This window comes from Lysinibacillus capsici (assembly GCF_003367505.1).
GTDB classification, from domain to species: Bacteria; Bacillota; Bacilli; order Bacillales_A; family Planococcaceae; genus Lysinibacillus; species Lysinibacillus capsici.
Window position 1 is genome coordinate 331,485 of sequence record NZ_PXXX01000009.1, and the last position, 18,206, is coordinate 349,690.

General features: G+C 37.1%; 24 protein-coding genes. 2 read left to right on the forward strand and 22 right to left on the reverse strand.

Annotated elements, in window-relative coordinates; genetic code table 11:
• Positions 1–82: 82 nt before the first annotated feature.
• Entirely contained in the window at positions 83–1,252 is a 1,170-nt protein-coding gene (locus tag C7B89_RS07025) for an MFS transporter (protein WP_048392291.1), read from the forward strand.
• A gap of 95 nt (positions 1,253–1,347) precedes the next feature.
• Here the strand turns inward: C7B89_RS07025 and C7B89_RS07030 are convergent, their stop codons facing one another.
• The 16 genes from C7B89_RS07030 to C7B89_RS07100 form a co-directional block, all read right to left on the reverse strand.
• Positions 1,348–1,758 carry an Asp23/Gls24 family envelope stress response protein gene (locus C7B89_RS07030; protein ID WP_004231142.1) on the reverse strand — a complete coding sequence of 137 codons (411 nt, stop codon included), beginning with the start codon at positions 1,756–1,758 and terminating at the stop codon, positions 1,348–1,350.
• A 111-nt stretch (positions 1,759–1,869) separates the two neighbouring features.
• Positions 1,870–2,196, reverse strand: coding sequence for a nucleoside triphosphate pyrophosphohydrolase (locus C7B89_RS07035; protein ID WP_115673385.1), 327 nt, complete (start codon positions 2,194–2,196; stop codon positions 1,870–1,872).
• Positions 2,197–2,574: 378 nt separating this feature from the next.
• Positions 2,575–3,159 (reverse strand): hypothetical protein, encoded by a 585-nt coding sequence (locus C7B89_RS07040; protein ID WP_115673386.1) that lies wholly within the window; start codon positions 3,157–3,159, stop codon positions 2,575–2,577.
• A 293-nt stretch (positions 3,160–3,452) separates the two neighbouring features.
• Entirely contained in the window at positions 3,453–4,820 is a 1,368-nt protein-coding gene (gene accC / locus C7B89_RS07045) for an acetyl-CoA carboxylase biotin carboxylase subunit (RefSeq protein WP_004231135.1), read from the reverse strand.
• A gap of 14 nt (positions 4,821–4,834) precedes the next feature.
• Positions 4,835–5,341, reverse strand: a complete 507-nt coding sequence (gene accB, locus C7B89_RS07050; RefSeq protein WP_004231133.1) for an acetyl-CoA carboxylase biotin carboxyl carrier protein — start codon at positions 5,339–5,341, stop codon at positions 4,835–4,837.
• Between the two features lie 200 nt (positions 5,342–5,541).
• Positions 5,542–6,096 (reverse strand): SpoIIIAH-like family protein, encoded by a 555-nt coding sequence (locus C7B89_RS07055; RefSeq protein WP_004231131.1) that lies wholly within the window; start codon positions 6,094–6,096, stop codon positions 5,542–5,544.
• On the reverse strand, positions 6,097–6,516 hold the full coding sequence (locus tag C7B89_RS07060; protein WP_115673387.1) for a hypothetical protein: 420 nt from the start codon (positions 6,514–6,516) through the stop codon (positions 6,097–6,099).
• Between the two features lie 62 nt (positions 6,517–6,578).
• Positions 6,579–6,722, reverse strand: a complete 144-nt coding sequence (locus C7B89_RS23020; RefSeq protein ID WP_004231124.1) for a hypothetical protein — start codon at positions 6,720–6,722, stop codon at positions 6,579–6,581.
• A 1-nt stretch (position 6,723) separates the two neighbouring features.
• Positions 6,724–7,635 (reverse strand): stage III sporulation protein AE, encoded by a 912-nt coding sequence (locus C7B89_RS07065; protein ID WP_004231121.1) that lies wholly within the window; start codon positions 7,633–7,635, stop codon positions 6,724–6,726.
• A 12-nt stretch (positions 7,636–7,647) separates the two neighbouring features.
• The gene (locus tag C7B89_RS07070; RefSeq protein WP_016994741.1) at positions 7,648–8,025 is read right to left on the reverse strand and encodes a hypothetical protein; all 378 of its coding nucleotides are present in this window, start codon (positions 8,023–8,025) and stop codon (positions 7,648–7,650) included.
• Between the two features lie 5 nt (positions 8,026–8,030).
• Positions 8,031–8,240 carry a hypothetical protein gene (locus C7B89_RS07075; RefSeq protein WP_012295089.1) on the reverse strand — a complete coding sequence of 70 codons (210 nt, stop codon included), beginning with the start codon at positions 8,238–8,240 and terminating at the stop codon, positions 8,031–8,033.
• A 90-nt stretch (positions 8,241–8,330) separates the two neighbouring features.
• Entirely contained in the window at positions 8,331–9,338 is a 1,008-nt protein-coding gene (locus tag C7B89_RS07080) for an NAD(P)H-dependent flavin oxidoreductase (protein ID WP_048392287.1), read from the reverse strand.
• Between the two features lie 194 nt (positions 9,339–9,532).
• Positions 9,533–10,090, reverse strand: a complete 558-nt coding sequence (gene efp / locus C7B89_RS07085) for an elongation factor P (protein ID WP_004231115.1) — start codon at positions 10,088–10,090, stop codon at positions 9,533–9,535.
• Positions 10,091–10,107: 17 nt separating this feature from the next.
• Positions 10,108–11,169 (reverse strand): M24 family metallopeptidase, encoded by a 1,062-nt coding sequence (locus C7B89_RS07090; protein WP_081010950.1) that lies wholly within the window; start codon positions 11,167–11,169, stop codon positions 10,108–10,110.
• 2 nt (positions 11,170–11,171) lie between these two features.
• Complete coding sequence (gene aroQ / locus C7B89_RS07095) at positions 11,172–11,606, reverse strand: type II 3-dehydroquinate dehydratase (protein WP_004231111.1); 435 nt, start codon at positions 11,604–11,606, stop codon at positions 11,172–11,174.
• Between the two features lie 122 nt (positions 11,607–11,728).
• The gene (locus C7B89_RS07100; protein ID WP_048392286.1) at positions 11,729–12,154 is read right to left on the reverse strand and encodes a hypothetical protein; all 426 of its coding nucleotides are present in this window, start codon (positions 12,152–12,154) and stop codon (positions 11,729–11,731) included.
• A gap of 112 nt (positions 12,155–12,266) precedes the next feature.
• Here C7B89_RS07100 and C7B89_RS07105 point away from each other — a divergent pair, with 112 nt between their 5' ends.
• Positions 12,267–13,238: a DUF1385 domain-containing protein gene (locus tag C7B89_RS07105; RefSeq protein WP_048392285.1), complete on the forward strand. Its 972-nt coding sequence runs from the start codon at positions 12,267–12,269 to the stop codon at positions 13,236–13,238.
• Positions 13,239–13,274: 36 nt separating this feature from the next.
• Here C7B89_RS07105 and C7B89_RS07110 read toward each other — a convergent pair whose 3' ends face one another.
• The 6 genes from C7B89_RS07110 to C7B89_RS07135 form a co-directional block, all read right to left on the reverse strand.
• Positions 13,275–14,009, reverse strand: a complete 735-nt coding sequence (locus C7B89_RS07110; protein WP_115673388.1) for an ABC transporter permease — start codon at positions 14,007–14,009, stop codon at positions 13,275–13,277.
• Positions 14,006–14,728, reverse strand: coding sequence for an ABC transporter ATP-binding protein (locus tag C7B89_RS07115; RefSeq protein WP_115673389.1), 723 nt, complete (start codon positions 14,726–14,728; stop codon positions 14,006–14,008). Before C7B89_RS07115 ends, C7B89_RS07110 begins: the two co-directional genes overlap by 4 nt.
• Entirely contained in the window at positions 14,721–15,188 is a 468-nt protein-coding gene (locus C7B89_RS07120; protein ID WP_048392282.1) for a DUF3021 domain-containing protein, read from the reverse strand. Before C7B89_RS07120 ends, C7B89_RS07115 begins: the two co-directional genes overlap by 8 nt.
• Before the next feature lie 10 nt (positions 15,189–15,198).
• Positions 15,199–15,639, reverse strand: a complete 441-nt coding sequence (locus C7B89_RS07125; RefSeq protein ID WP_004231099.1) for a LytTR family DNA-binding domain-containing protein — start codon at positions 15,637–15,639, stop codon at positions 15,199–15,201.
• 409 nt (positions 15,640–16,048) lie between these two features.
• Positions 16,049–16,975, reverse strand: a complete 927-nt coding sequence (locus C7B89_RS07130; RefSeq protein ID WP_115673390.1) for an alpha/beta hydrolase fold domain-containing protein — start codon at positions 16,973–16,975, stop codon at positions 16,049–16,051.
• Between the two features lie 562 nt (positions 16,976–17,537).
• Entirely contained in the window at positions 17,538–18,014 is a 477-nt protein-coding gene (locus C7B89_RS07135) for a hypothetical protein (protein WP_054549155.1), read from the reverse strand.
• Positions 18,015–18,206 lie beyond the last annotated feature (192 nt).

The window sequence follows — 18,206 nt, forward strand, 5'->3', positions numbered from 1 at the left end:
TTACTATAGGGTTTATCGTATTACATGGAAATATTCTAGTAGATTGAAAACATGTATCGCGAACAATTAGAAGGAGAAGTTTATGAGCAAGAAACAAAATATAACCTTAGCTATTTTATTATCTAATCTTTTCATTGCCTTTTTAGGGATTGGTTTAGTCATCCCTGTTTTACCAACCATCATGAATGAGCTACATATTTCTGGCTCTGTTGTTGGTTATATGGTGGCAGCCTTTGCCATTACACAATTAATTGCATCACCAATTGCAGGTAAGCTTGTTGATAATATTGGCCGCAAAGTTATGATTGTTGCAGGTCTTTTTATTTTTGGACTTTCTGAGTTTTTATTTGGGTTTGGTCGTTCTGTTGAAATTCTTTTTGTCTCTCGTATGTTAGGTGGCGTGAGTGCCGCTTTCATTATGCCAGCTGTAACCGCCTATATAGCTGATATTACGACATTGGCACAGCGCCCTAAGGCACTTGGCTATATGAGTGCAGCCATTAGCACAGGTTTTATTATCGGCCCTGGGATCGGTGGTTTTTTAGCTGAAATTGGTACACGTGTCCCATTTTATGCAGCTGGGGTACTTGGTCTGTTCGCAGCTATCCTGTCATTGCTGTTTTTAAAAGAGCCAACACGTGCTACAGACAATGAAGAAGTAGCACAATCCATGTTAGGTAGTGTCAAACGTGTGTTTAGTCCACTCTACTTCATACCATTCATTCTTATTTTCGTGTTATCATTTGGCCTCGCTGCATTCGAATCATTGTTTAGCTTATTCGTTGATCACAAATTTGCGTTTACACCATCGGATATTGCCATAATTATTACAGGAAGTGGTATTGTTGGGGCACTAGCTCAATTAATACTATTTGATTGGCTGACAAAGAAAATGGGTGAGATTAATGTTATTCGTTACTCACTAATCCTTTCAGCAGTATTAACATTCGCCATGACGATCGTGAGTCATTATTTTGCCATCTTATTCGTGACATTCTTTATTTTCGTAGGCTTCGATTTAATTCGACCTGCTGTTACTTCGTATTTATCGAAAATTGCCGGAAATGAACAAGGATTTGTTGGTGGCATGAACTCTATGTTTACAAGTCTTGGTAATATTTTTGGCCCAATTCTAGGTGGGGTATTGTTCGATATCAATCTGAACTATCCATACTACTTTGCTACAATCGTATTGGTGCTAGGCGTCATACTTGCGTTATTCTGGAGAAAGCCAAAGCATATAGAATTATAAAATAGCGATACATCCACATGAACATCCTAGAGAAATCCATATAAAAAGGACTGCCCTTTGATGAACGAATCATCATTGGGCAATCCTTTTCTTTTTTATTCATGCACTACTGTCTCTTCTTTTTCAAAGTGAATACCTGTAATATGCACATTTACTTCTGCTGTTTCTAGTGCCGTCATATTAAAAATAGCCTGACGGATTTGCGTTTGAACTTCTTTTGCTACTTTAGGAATGGCATATCCATATTTCACAGAGCAAAATACATCAATCGCAATTTCACCAGTTTCCGTTACACCTGATTTAATGCCTTTATTGTGTACTTTTTTACCGAAACGTTCCACGACACCCGTCGCAATATTCCCACGAGTTGCAGCAATGCCTTCTACTTCATTGACAGCAATCCCAGCCACAACCTCGATCACCTCTGCCGCTACCTCAATTTTTCCAAGCTCTTCTTTCCCAGAAGGTGTTGGTTGTACGAAAGATTGTCCTACTTTCTCTGCCATACAAATATCATCCTTTCCCTTACACATCACAAACAAGTGCTGTACTTACATTTATTATACTATAAAAAGGAAGGTTTGGCTGTCGAAAGCCGTTTTAATTTAAAACCGACTTTACTGATCCACGACATCGATTAAATAAATTCCCTTTTCAAATCCCCCACGAGCTTTCTTCTTGTGTACACGGGTCGCTTCTAGCTCCTCAAAGCTTACACCTAGCACACCGATAGCCATATGAATGAGCTCCAGTATGTCTGCGAGCTCTTCAACACTATCTTCTTTATGCTGGGCTTCGTAAAATTCTGTAGCTTCTTCTATCATTTTAGCCTTTATTGCCTTTACCAGCTCACTAGGTTCTGAAATGTGTGCATGATAGGATAAACCCTTCGCTTCAATTACTTCTAAAATTTTATCCCTCACTAGCTTATTGTATATTGGCATCCATTGTTTCACTCCTTTTCAGGGGGATGACTATTTCTTTCTTCTACTATATAGTATTCTTTCTATAATATAGAATTGATTTGAGATAAAGTAGAGGTAGAGTATGTTACAAAAATGGTTGTTTGGCATCGGTGAAGTGGTGCTCATGTTTATCATGCATTTTTATTTTTTGCGCCAATAGAACGAATGAACATGTATTACTTACAAAGATTTCACTTTACATTCTCCAATAAAGTTCCAACTATCATATTCAGTACCCAAAATTCACAACAATAACCTAGCGCTGCTTATATTTAAAATAAAAAGCCTCCTAACTAAGAGTTAGAAGGCATTTATATTATGATAAGAAACTCATTAATACAAGTGGCTATTTACAGCTTACACTAATTTACTAGGAAGATCCCATCTGTCGTAATACATTGAAACATCTCTCTCATCATCTCTTACTTCAATAATTTTACCGTTCTCATTACGGAAATAAAAATAGTATTTCGTTCCAGAATTAAGCTTTTTATGAGTAACATACGACTTTAATTCTTCTTTAGTAAAGAAGAAAACAAAATACTCTTCTTGATAAGAAACATTAAAAACATACATATCAAAACTATTATTCTCTATATCACTAATATCTACCGTGTGCCATCCAGAAGGAAATTCTAAGAAACTTTTACTGTAATAATATTTAAGTAATAATTTCTTACCTTTTTCATCGGTTAATACTAATCCTGATCCTTCTTCACGATTGGCTTTTCTTATACTAAATTGAGGATTTTCTTGTTGTAACCTATCTGCTACATAATCTCTAGAATGAGCTCTCGTAACTAAAGTTTGTTTCGTTGATTCTTCATCTCCCTCTTCAGAAACAAACTCCTGACTTTCTAATTTTCCTTCTAAGAATTTAACTTTTTGCTCTAACATTTGAACTCTCCCAAAAAGCTCCAAAACAATAGAATCATTTGACATATTATCTACCCCTTAAATGATTTATTTTTTACAATTTAAATTTATCATAATTTTAACCAATAGTCAAAAGAATCTTTTTGTATAAAAAAGATTCTTTTTTTATACAAAAAGATAATAAATTATTTTACTTCTTTATTTCAAGCCTTCGTGTCATAAAATGCTAGTTGCATCCATGTTGAAATGCTCAAGTTTGGAAATTTTCCTGCGAAGTCATATGCCTAAGCTCTGCTTATTTTTTAAACATAAAAAACCTCCTAACTAATAATAGCTAGGAGGTTTAAACTTGCGAACGCTTACTTAACTTTTTCTGCTACACCCAATACATCGTTCTCTTCAAGGAACTTCGTATTGAATTGTGCTGATTTGAAGACGTCATTGTTCATGAGTGCTTGGTGGAATGGAATAGTTGTATTGATTCCAGGACCAGATACTTCGAATTCACTTAAGGCGCGGTTCATTTTCGCAATCGCTTCTTCACGTGTATCCGCATGAACAATTAGTTTTGCTACCATTGAATCGTAATATGGTGGGATTGTATAGCCCGCATAGACAGCAGAATCAATACGTACACCATAGCCACCTGGTGTTATATACGTATCAACAGTTCCTGCTGAAGGCATGAAGTTTTTATAGGCATTTTCTGCGTTAATACGGCATTCAATCGCCCAACCATTTAATTTTATATCATCTTGTGTGAATGGAAGCTTCTCACCAGATGCAATTTTTAATTGTTGTTGTACAAGATCTACACCAGAAATCATTTCTGTTACTGGGTGCTCAACCTGAATACGAGTGTTCATTTCCATGAAGTAGAACTTGTCCTCTTGATAGTCATAGATAAACTCGATTGTGCCAGCACCTTCATAGTTACATGCTTGTGCCGCTTTTACTGCAGCTGCACCCATTTCAGCACGACGCTCAGAGGATAGGGCTGGAGATGGAGCTTCCTCTACTAACTTCTGCATACGACGTTGAACCGTACAGTCACGTTCGCCTAAATGCACCACGTTACCGTAGCCATCTGCTAAAACTTGGATTTCACAGTGACGGAAGTACTCGATAAATTTCTCTAAATATACGCCAGGGTTACCGAATGCTGCAGCAGCCTCTTTTTGCGTAATTTCAATACCTTTTACAAGATCTTCTTCTGTACGTGCTACACGGATTCCTTTACCGCCACCACCAGCAGTTGCTTTGATGATGACAGGGTAACCAATTTTAGCAGCCCATTCTTTACCAGTTTCGATATCTGGTACAATACCAGTACCTGGAACAAGTGGAACGCCTGCTGCTTCCATTGTTGTACGTGCAACGTCCTTGATGCCCATAATTTTAATAGAATCAGATGATGGACCGATAAATTTAATGCCAGCGTTTTCACAAGCTTCAGCAAAATCAGCGTTTTCTGATACGAAGCCATATCCTGGGTGGATGCCATCAGCACCTGTCTTTTCAGCTACGCTAAGTAGCGCTGGGAAGCTAAGATAAGAATCTTTTGATAGCTTCGGTCCGATGCAATAAGCTTCGTCTGCTAACTTCACATGTAATGCGTCAGCATCTGCTTCAGAGTACACAGCAACCGATTGAATGCCTAACTCTTTACAAGCACGAATGATACGCACAGCGATTTCGCCGCGGTTTGCAATTAAAACTTTTTTCATTTGTTTTGCACTCCTTACTCAGCTTTTACAAGGAATAATGGTTGGCCGTACTCTACTAAGTCGCCATCTTTAACTAAAATTTCAACGATTTCCCCTTGCACTTCTGCTTCGATTTCGTTGAATAATTTCATTGCTTCTACGATACATACGATTGTTTCGTCCCCTACTTTGTCACCCACTTTTACGTAAGCAGGAGAATCTGGGTTTGGTGCTTGATAGAAAGTACCGACCATTGGAGATACAATTTTATGTAACGATGGGTCGTTAACTGATGGTGCCGCTGCAGCTGGTGCTGGCGCTTCTTCTTTCGCTGGTGCAGGTGTTACTGCTGGAGCTTCTGCTGGTGCAGATTGTTGTACAACAGGGGCTACTACTTCTTTTTTAGGTGCTACAGTTTCTGTAACAACAACATTATTCTTTTTAAGTTTTACTTTTGCGCCATCTACTTCATACACAAACTCGTCAATAGAAGAAGAATCCACTAATTTGATAATTTCACGAATTTCTTGAATTTTGAACATTTCTAACTCTCCTTATGAATTAAAATCTACTACAATAACTATTCTATATTTTTTCGTATCAATTTGAAATAGTTAAATGAAAATTAAGTAAATATGAACAAAATAAAAGGCTTTCCTTTACTAAGCGAAAGCCTTTTCATGAAGCTGATATATAACAACCTTTTAATAATTAACTAAAAATTTATTTTTTTCTTTATTTTTTAATAATTATTTGCACTGAACTTGACTTGCACATCATTTGCGCCTTCCATCTCTGTTTTTACCAGATAAATAATTTCGTTTGCTTGGGCTTTTGACAATTCCTCTGCCATCACTGTCACCGACACTTTTTCTCCCTCAGCACGAACAAACGCATCAGAGTAGCCTAATGATTTTACGAGCATCTCAAGCATAGCTTCAGCTGATTCACGTTTAATAAGGCCATCCATTTCATTATATGCCTCATTTTTTTCTTCGGCAGAATATTCTTCTGAGGCAATCTTTTGTGTTAACTGTTCACGAAGCTGACTTCTCTCATCACTAACCTGCATACGCATTTCTTCAAATAAGTGACTTGGTGAAGATACTTCTTGTGTTATATCATTTGTTGCCTCCTGATCTGTAACACCTGTGACAGCTGTTTGTTGCAGTGTATCATCTGTAAAAATAGTAAGACCATTGAATTGCTTTGCTGGATCTACCAAATAATACACTGAAATGACTGCTACTAAACTTAATAATGTCATAAACCAAACTGTTCTTCTACGTACGCGCATTTACTTTTCCTCCTTATTTTCCATTGGAACAATAATAATTCGATGAATCGGTAATTGCATCACTTGACTGACGACAGCACGAATTTCATTTTTCACAAAGATATCGGAAGCACCCTCTGACACAACGAGCATTCCCGTCACGTTTTTCGCGCCTTGTTCAGTCCCTCGAAAATATTGGCTGAATAGTTTATTGGCATTCTGATCATCTGTCATCTCTCCATAATAAAAGTAGACTTTAACCTTCCCAACACCTTCCATTGCCTTCAGGGTTTGCTCAAGTTTTTCTTCATTCGTGAGCGGTGAACCTTTGTCGCTTGTTGAATTCGTTTGGTACATAGGTAAAATGATGAAAATTCCCACGGAGGCAGCTATCAAAATTAAAACCATCAATGACGTTGTTTTTTTTCGTGTCTTTTCCACATCACTTGTACATTGCCTCCTTTCATCTTCTCTTTTTCAAGTGTATGTACGCTTGTTTCTTCCTATGAATTGATAAATGGAATCTTTAATAGCAATTGCAAAAATACTAACGTGATGACCAACTTTGTCAGTGAAATTATTTCCTTATCATCCGTTAGAAACACAAAAATCTGACAGACAAACAGCAATGCCAATAAAAGAATCAATCTATCTCCCCCCTGCCATGACTTGTACAAACACAATGAGGAAAAAACAAGAAAACATAAATGAAAAAGCAATTAAAAATGATACAGCACATAAAGTAAATAGTGATTTGCTAACTTGATCTAGTAGTCTACAAATATCATCAAAGGCAATCGGTTCTAAAATAGCAGCGAGCATTTTCAAAGAATAGGCACTAACTACAAGCTGCACGGTTGGGATAAAAGACACCGTAATGACGGCGATAAAGGCGCTAATACTTGTAAGAGAAGATGTAAATTGAGTCATATGCTGAAACATCGAAAAACTATCCACAATAAAAGAACCAACAACTGGAATATTTTCTTCAATTAGCTTTTTCACGGGCTCCGCTACAGCCGCATTGACACTAAATGCTGCTACACCACTTGCGGTCATCAGTAAGACATAGCAAATAACTGAGGCCGACACGATGCTCATAATTGTAAAGCGAATCAATTCAGCTATTCGAGTAAAGGATATTTCCTTTACGATCACACTGCATACATCAAAGACAATGGCCAAAAGCACGCCAGGAATAAGCCACTTACTACTGATAATGGTGAGGACTTGTACAAAAAACAGTAAAAAAGGCTGCCAGGAAGCAATCGCTGTAATACTACTGGATAATAAAAAGCTTGATGTAAGAATCGGATAAAATGCCGTAAATAGATGGGCTAGTCCTTGTGCAATTTCATCAATTAATGTAAAGGAGTTGACAACAACAGGACCGATTGTTGCTAAAACGATAAGAAAAAAAAGTATCCTTGTCCCTTTTTCAAACTCTGGTAATAGCATGTTCACAATCAAAATGATGATGACGTAGCTGCAAAGCATGAGCGTCATCTTGAGCAAGAGAAAGAATGGGTCGATTAAAAACGATAATATTTGCTCCTGCAATGGCTTCGCTCCTTAGTTTAGCCTTTTTAAAATGGCCGACACCTCCTGTAGAACAGCCAGAAATTCTTTAAACCAATACAGCAAAATCACAATTTTTACCGCAGCAAAAACGATGTTCCCGAGCACTTTATAATTATGTTCTGCCAAAAGCAATGCCACCCACTGCCCGACATAGAACATACTTGCACTGATTAAAATAGCCTTCGCATAAGGTAAAAACGCAAGTGTTTCTAACAATTGTTTGGCGAAAGGCAATAAAAGCGTCGAGAACAACATGCCAAAAAGCAAAAAAGAAAACATCACACTGATTAGCGCATGGAGTGGCTGTATAACTTCTTTTATCAGCAATAATAAAAGCAGCATGACAACAGCGACGATGACAATTTCCATTCACATTACCCGGATGAGGTAAGCCATTGGAAGAAGGTTAAAATCTCATTAAAGAATAGACGTAAAAATCGAAGTAATTCTGCTGTCATATATAAGTAAGCAATGAAAAAGAGGAAAAATGAAAACTCCTTCTTCCCTGTTTGATCAAAGAAAACATGAAGAAGCGCAACGACTAGTCCCACTCCAGCAACTCTTAATACGTCTTGTAATTCCATTCCTACGCCCCCTCGTGTACAGCAATATATGTCGCTCTTCAAAAAAAAAGACCTCTATACAGATGTATAGAGATCTTCTACGAGAAAAAATTATAATAGTTTGCTCACAATGTTTTTCACCGTATCCGTTTGCTGTATGAGGTGACTATTTTCACCCATCCACATGGATAAATATTCTGCATTACCTTGCTCAGCACTTTCCTTACGAATGGTAGTCGTTAGATAATTTTGTAGTGGATAGGGTGCTACTGTCGCATCCTCCATACGTTTCGTGAAATCATTTGCTAAACCTCTTGCTGGTTTACCAGTAAATGCAAGCGTAATCGTCGTTTGTTGTTCTTTTGATGCCAATACAGCATTTTTATAGAGTGGCGAAATTTCGCATTCATCTGCTACTAGTAAAGCCGTACCAATTTGTACTGCCTGTGCCCCACTTTCAAGTGCCTTTTGAATATCCTCTTTGGTTACAAGGCCTCCCGCAGCTATAATCGGAATCGCAACTTTTCCCACTACTTGTTGTAGTAAGTCATGTAATGGAATTAATTGCAAAGGGTCAGTAAAAGAGCCTCGATGACCGCCAGCCTCTCCCCCTTGTAATACAACCGCATCCATTCCTGCTTGCTCCACCAGTATGGCTTCCTCTAATGTGGTTGCAGTACCAATCGTATAGACGCCATGATCTTTTAATTGTTTAAGAACAGCCGGAGATGGCAGCCCAAATGTAAATGAACAAACTGCTACCTTTTCTTCAATCACAGCTTGAACCTGTCCCGCAAAAACTTCCTTTGATGTTACGCTCTGTACAGGGGATAATCCTAATTCATCGTAAAAAGGTTGCAGTGCCATTCTGGCTTGTTGTAAAACCTCGACATCAATTTTGGGTTCTTCTTGCACAAATAAATTGACCGCAAAGGGCTTTGTCGTTAATTTCTTCACTTCTTGAATAAACTGCTTTGTTTGTTCACCATCTAAGTAACCTGCACCAATTGAACCTAATAGGCCTGCCTCAGCACAAGCCGCCACAAATTTAGGTGATGTCACGCCTGCCATTGGTGCTTGTATAATTGGATATCGCATATCAAATGTTGTTTGTAGCATACCTTTCACTCCTTACTCTGATTGTAAACAATTCTACCAGTAATGACCATCTATCTGATGATAGAAACTTGATAGTACCTCAATAAAAATTAAATAGTGCTTCTATCTATTATCACATTAAATGAACGATTTGACAGTATATGTATAAGAAAAAAATAAAAACCTACTCTTTATTGAAAAGAGTAGGCTGATCATTATGCACGTGAAACGTAAGAACCTTCATCCGTGTTAATGATTAAAACGTCACCTTGGTTAACGAAGAATGGTACTTGTACGATTAGACCTGTTTCAAGAGTAGCAGGTTTTGTACCGCCAGAAGCTGTATCACCTTTGATTCCTGGTTCTGTTTCTGTTACTTCTAATTGAACAGTGTTTGGTAATTCAACACCTAACATTTCACCTTGGTAAGATTGAATATGCACTTCCATGTTTTCTTTTAGGAATTTTAATTCATACTCAATAGCAGATGAAGCTAGTTCAGTTTGCTCATATGATTCCAAGTCCATAAATACATGCTCGTCACCTTGTGCATATAAATATTGCATTTTACGATTATCGATTTGTGCCTTTTCAACTTTTTCACCAGCGCGGAATGTTTTTTCATTCACTGAGCCGTTACGTAGGTTACGTAATTTAGAACGTACGAACGCAGCACCTTTACCTGGTTTTACGTGTTGGAAATCTAACACGCGGTATAATTGGCCATCAACAATAATTGTTAGACCTGTACGGAAATCGTTTACTGAGATCATTTGTGTTCCTCCAAAGTTTATAAAATAATGAGTTCTTTTGACGAATGTGTTAGTAGTTCATTACCCGTTTCTGTGATTAAAATATCATCCTCGATACGGACACCACCGATTCCAGGTAAGTAAACACCTGGTTCAATCGTCACGGCCATACCTGGCTCTAGCACTGTATCAGAACGCATCGATAAGCCAGGGCCTTCATGTACTTCAAGACCAATACCGTGTCCTAAAGAATGACCAAATGCTTCGCCATATCCTTTTTCTTTTAAGTAGTCACGTGCAATCGCGTCCGCTTGAATACCTGTTAATCCAGGACCCACTTTTTCAAGTGCTAACAGTTGAGAAGCAAGGACTGTATTGTACATATCTACCAATTTTTCAGATGGTTCTCCCACAGCCACAGTACGTGTAATATCCGAAATATAGCCATTATAAAGCGCACCAAAGTCTAATGTAACAAAGTCGCCTTTTTCAATCACTTTATTCGTTGCAACGCCGTGTGGTAATGCTGAACGAAGACCAGACGCAACAATCGTGTCAAACGAAGACTGAGTTGCTCCTTGTTTACGCATGAAAAATTCTAATTCATTCGAAACTTCAAGCTCGGTTTTACCAGGCTTGATGAAGCCTAAAATATGTGTAAATGCGTGATCTGCAATTTCACACGCAGCCTTAATAATATTAATCTCTTGTTCCGTCTTAATCAAGCGAATTTTTTCAATTAGCCCAGAAATCGGCACTAAATCTGCTTGAATCTTCGATTTATACAGTTCATAAGTGCCATAGCTTACAGTATCTTTCTCAAAGCCCAATAATTTGATACCCATATTATTTACTTGAGTAGCAATTTCTTCAATAATTGTGGCTTCATGCTTGACAATACGGAAGTCCTGAATTTGTGCAGCAGCCTGCTCTGTATAACGGAAATCTGTAATAAATACAGCATCATTTTGAGACACAATTGCTACGCCTGCTGTCCCTGTAAAACCTGTCATATAGCGACGGTTGTACCCATTCGTAATTAAAATACCATCGATGCTTTGTTCTTGAAGTGCTTTACGTAGCTTTTGTAATTTCAACATAATCAATTCTCCCTCTCGATAAATGTACGTAGTGCCAGTTCATAGCCTTTCGTACCTAGTCCACAAATTTGACCAAGGCAGGCCGGAGCAAGATAGGAATGATGTCGGAAAGCCTCACGTTTGTGGATATTGGAAATATGTACTTCGATAACTGGCACAGAAATACCTGCTATCGCATCATGCAATGCGATGCTTGTATGGGTATATGCACCAGGATTAAAGATAATACCATCATATTTTTCGTCCTCTGCTTCATGCACCCAATCTACTAGTACCCCTTCATGATTGGATTGACGAAATTCAACTGTAGCACCTAAAGAAGCCGCAAGATTTTGAACATTTTCTCGAACATCATCCAATGTTTCATGTCCATAAATATGTGGCTCTCGTTTACCAAGTCGATTTAAGTTCGGTCCATTCAAACATAATAACTTCACGCTTCTATTCGCCTCTTTCTATGTACTTGCCATTTATTTTATCATACACCGTGCATTCAGCAACTAATTTCAACTAGTGGTGCCATAAATATCCCCTTAAACGAAGGGGATATTTTGTACCTTCAACTTTGTTTTTGTGCTGTATGTTCCTTCTGATGGAAATTGGCGGTTTCAAGCAAGAAACGTAATAAACAAATAACGGTCACCATAAAGGGAATCGACAGTTTTTTAAAAGACGTAAGCTGTAATGGTAAATCTAAAGCAATCCATTCCAATGAGATGGTCACCAAAAGACCTAATAAAAGGGAAGAAAAAACAGCTGGGATGATATATACATAGCGCATAGTCATGTATAAAAATAAGCCGATAATAAATAGTAGAAAAATAAAAAAGGTCCATTGAAATAATTTGGAGCTTTCTTCAAACCAATTCCATTTTTTATAAAACCCTATCGGATGCCATTTAATGAGATGGAAATAATGTAAACCTTTTAAGCACAGCGCTAAAACAAGCGCATTGACAAGTGCTGTAATTGTCGCTACTTTCACCCTATACCTCTCCTTTATGCACACTAATTATTTCCTAAAATGTACGATTAGTGTAGCCATATAGAAAATTTACTATGCGTAACGGTAGAGGTTTTTCACTAAATTTAGTACAATGGTACAGTTGAAATATATAAAGAGAGTGGTGTTAGCCTTGAGCAATTCACCTGTATACGGGGGACAAGCACAATTAGAGGGTGTGATGTTCGGAGGAAAGGAACATACTGTTACAGCCATTCGTCGTAACGATGATTCCATTGATTATTATCATTTCAAAAAAGTACAAAAACCTTTGTTACAAAAGCTTAAAAAAATCCCATTTGTACGAGGCGTTGTCGCGCTAATTGAATCCGCTGGCTTAGGTTCTCGTCACATGCAATTTGCTGGGGATCGCTATGATGTGACACCTGGTGAAGAGGAAGATCATAAAGAAGAAGGCTCTAAACTTCAAATGATACTGGGCGTTGCTGTAGTAGGTATTCTTTCCTTTCTATTTGGAAAATTTGCCTTTACATTAATTCCTGTTTTTATAGCTGATTTTTTCTCAAAATGGATTGAAGGAAAAACGGGACAAATTTTACTGGAAAGCGGTATTAAATTATTGTTACTGCTAGCCTATTTATATTTTATCTCGTTAACACCCCTCATTAAACGAGTCTTTCAGTACCATGGTGCAGAGCACAAGGTGATAAATTGCTATGAAGCTGGATTAGACATTACCGTAAAAAATGTTCAAGCTCAATCACGCCTACACTATCGTTGCGGCAGTAGCTTCATATTATTCACAGTGTTCGTTGGGATGTTTTTATATTTCTTTGTGCCTACAGATCCACTGTGGCTTCGTATTTTAGATCGTATTCTATTAATTCCTGTTGTTCTGGGGATCTCATTTGAAGTCTTACAAGCGACAAATGCTTGCCGTAATATTCCAGTGTTACGCTTCCTTGGCTACCCTGGCTTATGGCTCCAATTACTAACAACTCGTGAACCGAAGGACGATCAAGTAGAAGTAGCGATTGCTTCCTTTAATATGCTACGCCAAGTAGAGCAGCAACCTGAAATCGCTGCGACATTAAATCATGATTAATAAAAAAGGCAGCCCAACGTCGGAGCTGCCTTTTTTTCATTTTGTACTGCCTTGCATTTTCTGCTTAAACATAAAGATAGCGAGAATTGTCATAATTATTGTATAACCAATGACAACAATAAGTGAATAAAACACATTCGCATACTCTGCATGTAAGATAGCCCTAGCTGCATTGACTGCGTGCATGAAAGGTAAAAGCTGCGCAATCTTTTGAAATGTTCCACCAATCATATCTAATTCGAACCATGTTCCACTTAACCAAGTTGTCACATTAACAAAGATGGCAAATATCCCTCCTACCTGCTTATCTGTAAATAATGTCCCAAATAATAATCCACAGCTAATATAGAGTGGTGAAATTATTAGAAGTACAAGAATCATAAAGAGGATAGACTTATTAAATGGCAACCCTAAAAACATGGCGGTAGCTAAACAAATAAAAATTTGTAGCAGAGCTATTGGTAGCAAAGGTATCATATACCCTAAAATGTAATCAGCTGCAGACAAAGGAGAAACAAAAATCCTCATTAAAAAAGATGAACTTTTATCTTTTCCTAGTAACATTCCTGAAAACAGTGTGAGAAAAGAAAAACTAAATACAATAACGCCCGGTGTTAGGTTATTCATTTCATATAAAGCAAATGGCATATTTTTTTGCATAACAGAAGATAAGCCCAATAAAAGAATTGGTAAGCCTATACCAAATAATAAAGTGATTGGATCGCGGACAATCTCTTTATGATTCCTTGTTGCAAACGCAGCTACCCTCACAATAACGCCTCCTCTGTTTTTTCCAAGAATACCTCTTCTAAAGAATGCTTGCCTGTTTCACTGATCAATTGTTGGATCGTGCCTAGTGCACATATTTGCCCATGATGCATAATTCCTACACGATCAGCTAAAGCCTCTATCTCTTCTAAATAATGGGAGGTCAAAATAATCGTGACATGTCCTTTTAAGTGCTTCAATATGTTCCATACATCATTCCTTGCTCGTATGTCCATCCCTAAAGTCGGTTCATCGAGGAACAATACCTTTGGGTTTGACATTAAAGCCATTGCTACACTTAAACGACGCTGGTAGCCGCCAGATAGTGTCTTAGCCTTGTCATGCTGATGTGGTGTCAGTCCGAATAAGGCCATTTTGTCATATACTTGTTGTTGTGCTTTTTCTTTTTCGTAGCCATAAATCTGACTGAATAATAATAGATTTTCATATACCGTTAAATTAGGCGCAACGGCCGTTTCTTGAGGAGAAATATTAATAACTTGTTTTACAGCCTGTGTATTTTTCACAATGCTTTTTCCATCTATTGTGGCATCCCCCTCTGTAGGTGAAAGGAGCCCGCACAACATTTTGATTGTGGTTGTTTTGCCAGCACCATTTTGTCCTAAAAGAGCGAAAAGTTCACCTTGATGGATTTGTAAATTTAATTGATTAACGACTACACGCTCTTTATAAAGCTTTGTTAAATCTCTTATGTTAATCATCCTGCTCTTCACCTCGATTGGTAAGAATCGCATTAATTTTTTCTATGTCACGTTGTGAAAATCTATATTGTAAAACCCATGTCACAATATAAGTTCCGAGAAAGCTGGCTACGAGAGAAAAAATATTAGCCATCGTTTTTGGCATCCATAGTAGCGTTACAATCGGTATCCAAATCATTGCCGTTATGAAAAAGTGGACGAAATATTGCTTCAACATTCCCCAGCTAGCCATTTCAAAAATAAGTGCAGCAAGAGCAAAGGTAATGCCAATAACACCCGTTAATAGAATTTGAGTAATTATTGCACTTATTTCATCTGTAAAGTAAGCACGAAATTCTGGCACCACCCAAACATATTTTCCTTGCCCTATGCCCATTGATACAAAGAATTGCACAATTTGTCCCATTACTATACCGATCAAAAATCCACCAATAATACGTGTTAAAATGTCTTTTCGCATATTTATCACCTCAGATTCCTAATTGCTTCTTAATTTTGCTTACATAACGCCTAGAAGCGTATGTTTTCGTGCCATTCTTCAATTCAACTCCGATTGTACCTGTTCTACTAATGTCCATATGCTTGATCATGTAGCGATTGACTATTTCAGCATTTGAAATACGGAGAAACATTTGAGGATTGAGCTTTTCCTCCAGCTCATAAAGACGCAAACGTACCGTATAAACACCGTGAATGCTTTGGACACAGACCTTTTTTTGCTCTGTATAAATACGCACGATCTCCTTACTATCGATCAATTCAACGCCTTTATGGGAGAAAGCTAATAAAGTGCTTTCCGCTGACGTAGTAATAATTTGCATAAGATGCTCAATGTCATCAGTCATTTTATCTGTGAGAATGATTACTTTGGGTTCTTTATATGTAGGGTCAATCGATATTTCCACCTTCATATGATCACTGTCCTTTCTACGCCTCACTATAAATTTTTCCATACATGTTGTAAATGGATTATCGACAACTGGTCGTTATCAAGGAATAAGTGGTAATCTATAAGATTCTGGCGAACAATAAAAACACCCTTTAGATAGGTCTATTCAAAGGGGTCAAACGTACAATTTGGCTTACTTAGAATCTTTTTTTACTTACTAGTAGGGCTGTAAAATCACCCACCATATTCGGGAGCTTTTAAAATATTGGGGGTAAGCTCTAATGATTGATTAAATTTTCCCAAATCAATTGCAGTGATTGATTGTTTTGAGACACTTTTATTTTTCAAACATCTACAGATAAATAAACCTTGCTAAAAATGTACATAGAAAAAAACGTGTTTTGAATGGACAAAACACGTTTTTCTGTGAATTATTTACTTAGGATATTGATAATCTTCTGTTGCGCATCCACTGCCTCAGGGATTGGCATCACAACAAACACATGATTCATCTTAGGATAAACAAAGGTATTGATTGCAACGCCTTGTTCTGTTAGCTTCTCATCAAACTGTATTGCATCTGGATATAAGCTTTCGTGGGACCCAATAAAATGAGTTATCTTGCCAACTCCTTGAAAATCGCCGTAAATTGGACTAATTATTGGATCCTTTAGAGCTTTATCAGCTGCCCATATTTTTGTTATGACTTCCATTCCTTCACTAGCTAACATGGGATCGTTTTCTTCATATTCCTGAATAAGTGGATTTTCTAAACTCATATCAACACATGCCGACAATAAAATAATATCTTGTGGTTGAGGCAGACCGTCTCGCTTCAACAGTTGAATTAGACCAAGTGCTATATTTCCACCTGCTGAATCTCCTATAATGGTTAATTGATTGGAGCTTTCAATAGATGCTAGAATCTCTTTATATAAGCTGAGCATCTTTGGGTACGTATCTTGATAGCTAAAATGAGGGACTTTTGGATAGATAGGCGCAATAACTTTTGCATTTAAGGCTTGTGCCATTTTATCCATGAACAACCAGTGTAAATTTAAAGGTTGATTCGTCCAAGCTCCACCATGAATATAAAGAATCACCATTTGTGATGAAGACTTTTGGTCATTTAAAATAAAAACCTGCATATCCTCGAATGTTTGCTCCTTCAAATCGCTTAAAAGATTGACATCCTCCCCAATCACATAGGGGAGAATATTTTCTGTTCCTCTTTGCTTAATAAATTGTTGAGCATTTTCAATACTAGAAAAGCTCTTTTTATTACTTTGTGAAAACAATAATTTTTCAAATTGCACACTCTCTACAGATCGTTCTCCATTAAAAATTTCTATACTCATGTTTTTCTCTCCTTTTATTGTTCATTCTGTTTCCAAACATGTAATGATTAATAAAGTGATGTGCCAAACCACTAAAACTGAGTATCGACGATGGTAAAATGCATCTTTTTAGCGAACTTTATTTTAATTCCACATTTTGAACAATACTCCTTCCAAAATCTATCATCAAATAAAAAGACCTTCCTGTTGTAATCCCTAAATGTAAAGAGCATTGATTGTGCTGTATATAAAAAGCTGCCATTTTGAAACAAAATGACAGCTTTCGATTAGGTATCTGTTCCCTCCAACCTACCGCTATATTATTGGAGGTGGATTTGATAATGGCGAGTAACTATACCTATCCCATTTTCTAACCTCTTCCACTCTATGAATGGGGCTAATCAATTTTGTCTTGCTAACATGTAGATAGTTAAGATTAATTATCCTGAAATAATTCATCTTCTTCTTTTGATAAAATTTCTACCTCATCTTCTGAATTTGGAAATAGGGCTTGATTTGCCTTTTCATCTATTGCTTTATGTTTTTGCTTTTTATTATGTGGAGTTCCATCATTCAGAGGTAGCTATACAAAAGCGACACGTATGTATTCCTCGTTCTTTAAGCTTTCAAGGTGATGCAATTCAAGGTCATCCATCGTAATACGACGGATTTTTAGTTTTTTATCATAATCCCCTGCCCAAAACCTAATTAATTCAGCACCTTGCTCTGGTTGTATATGTTCCTTCAAATAACTTAAAAAATCTTCTAAAAATTGAGGACCCCAATTTCCCTCGATGCCGTATACAAAGGATTTTTCATTATAAAGCCCTAAGTCATAAGGTGGATTATTCCATTCAAATATATTCAAATTTTCAAAAGCTGATTCATCTGCTGCATGTAAAACTCGTGCATCATCATCCATCAAATGCCACGACTGTGTTGGTGTACTCTCTGTAATTGGATATAATTTTTTTAATTCTCTTACTGTTATTTCAGCAATTCCTGTACAATCAACTGTTTGTAAAGCACTGTTCGCCACTAGGACAGAATATAACGTCATATGCTTGTCTCCTTAAGCTTTAATAAATGAAACTCAAAATATTCTAAGCAAATCAATAAACTAACCTGCTCCACATACATTATAGTGGATTTAACATAAATATCCAAAAAAATCATCTCGTTCTACAAATCTAGCTAGATGATAGGCTCTCTCTATTCCCTCAAAAAAAAAAAAAAAAAAAAAAAAAAAAAA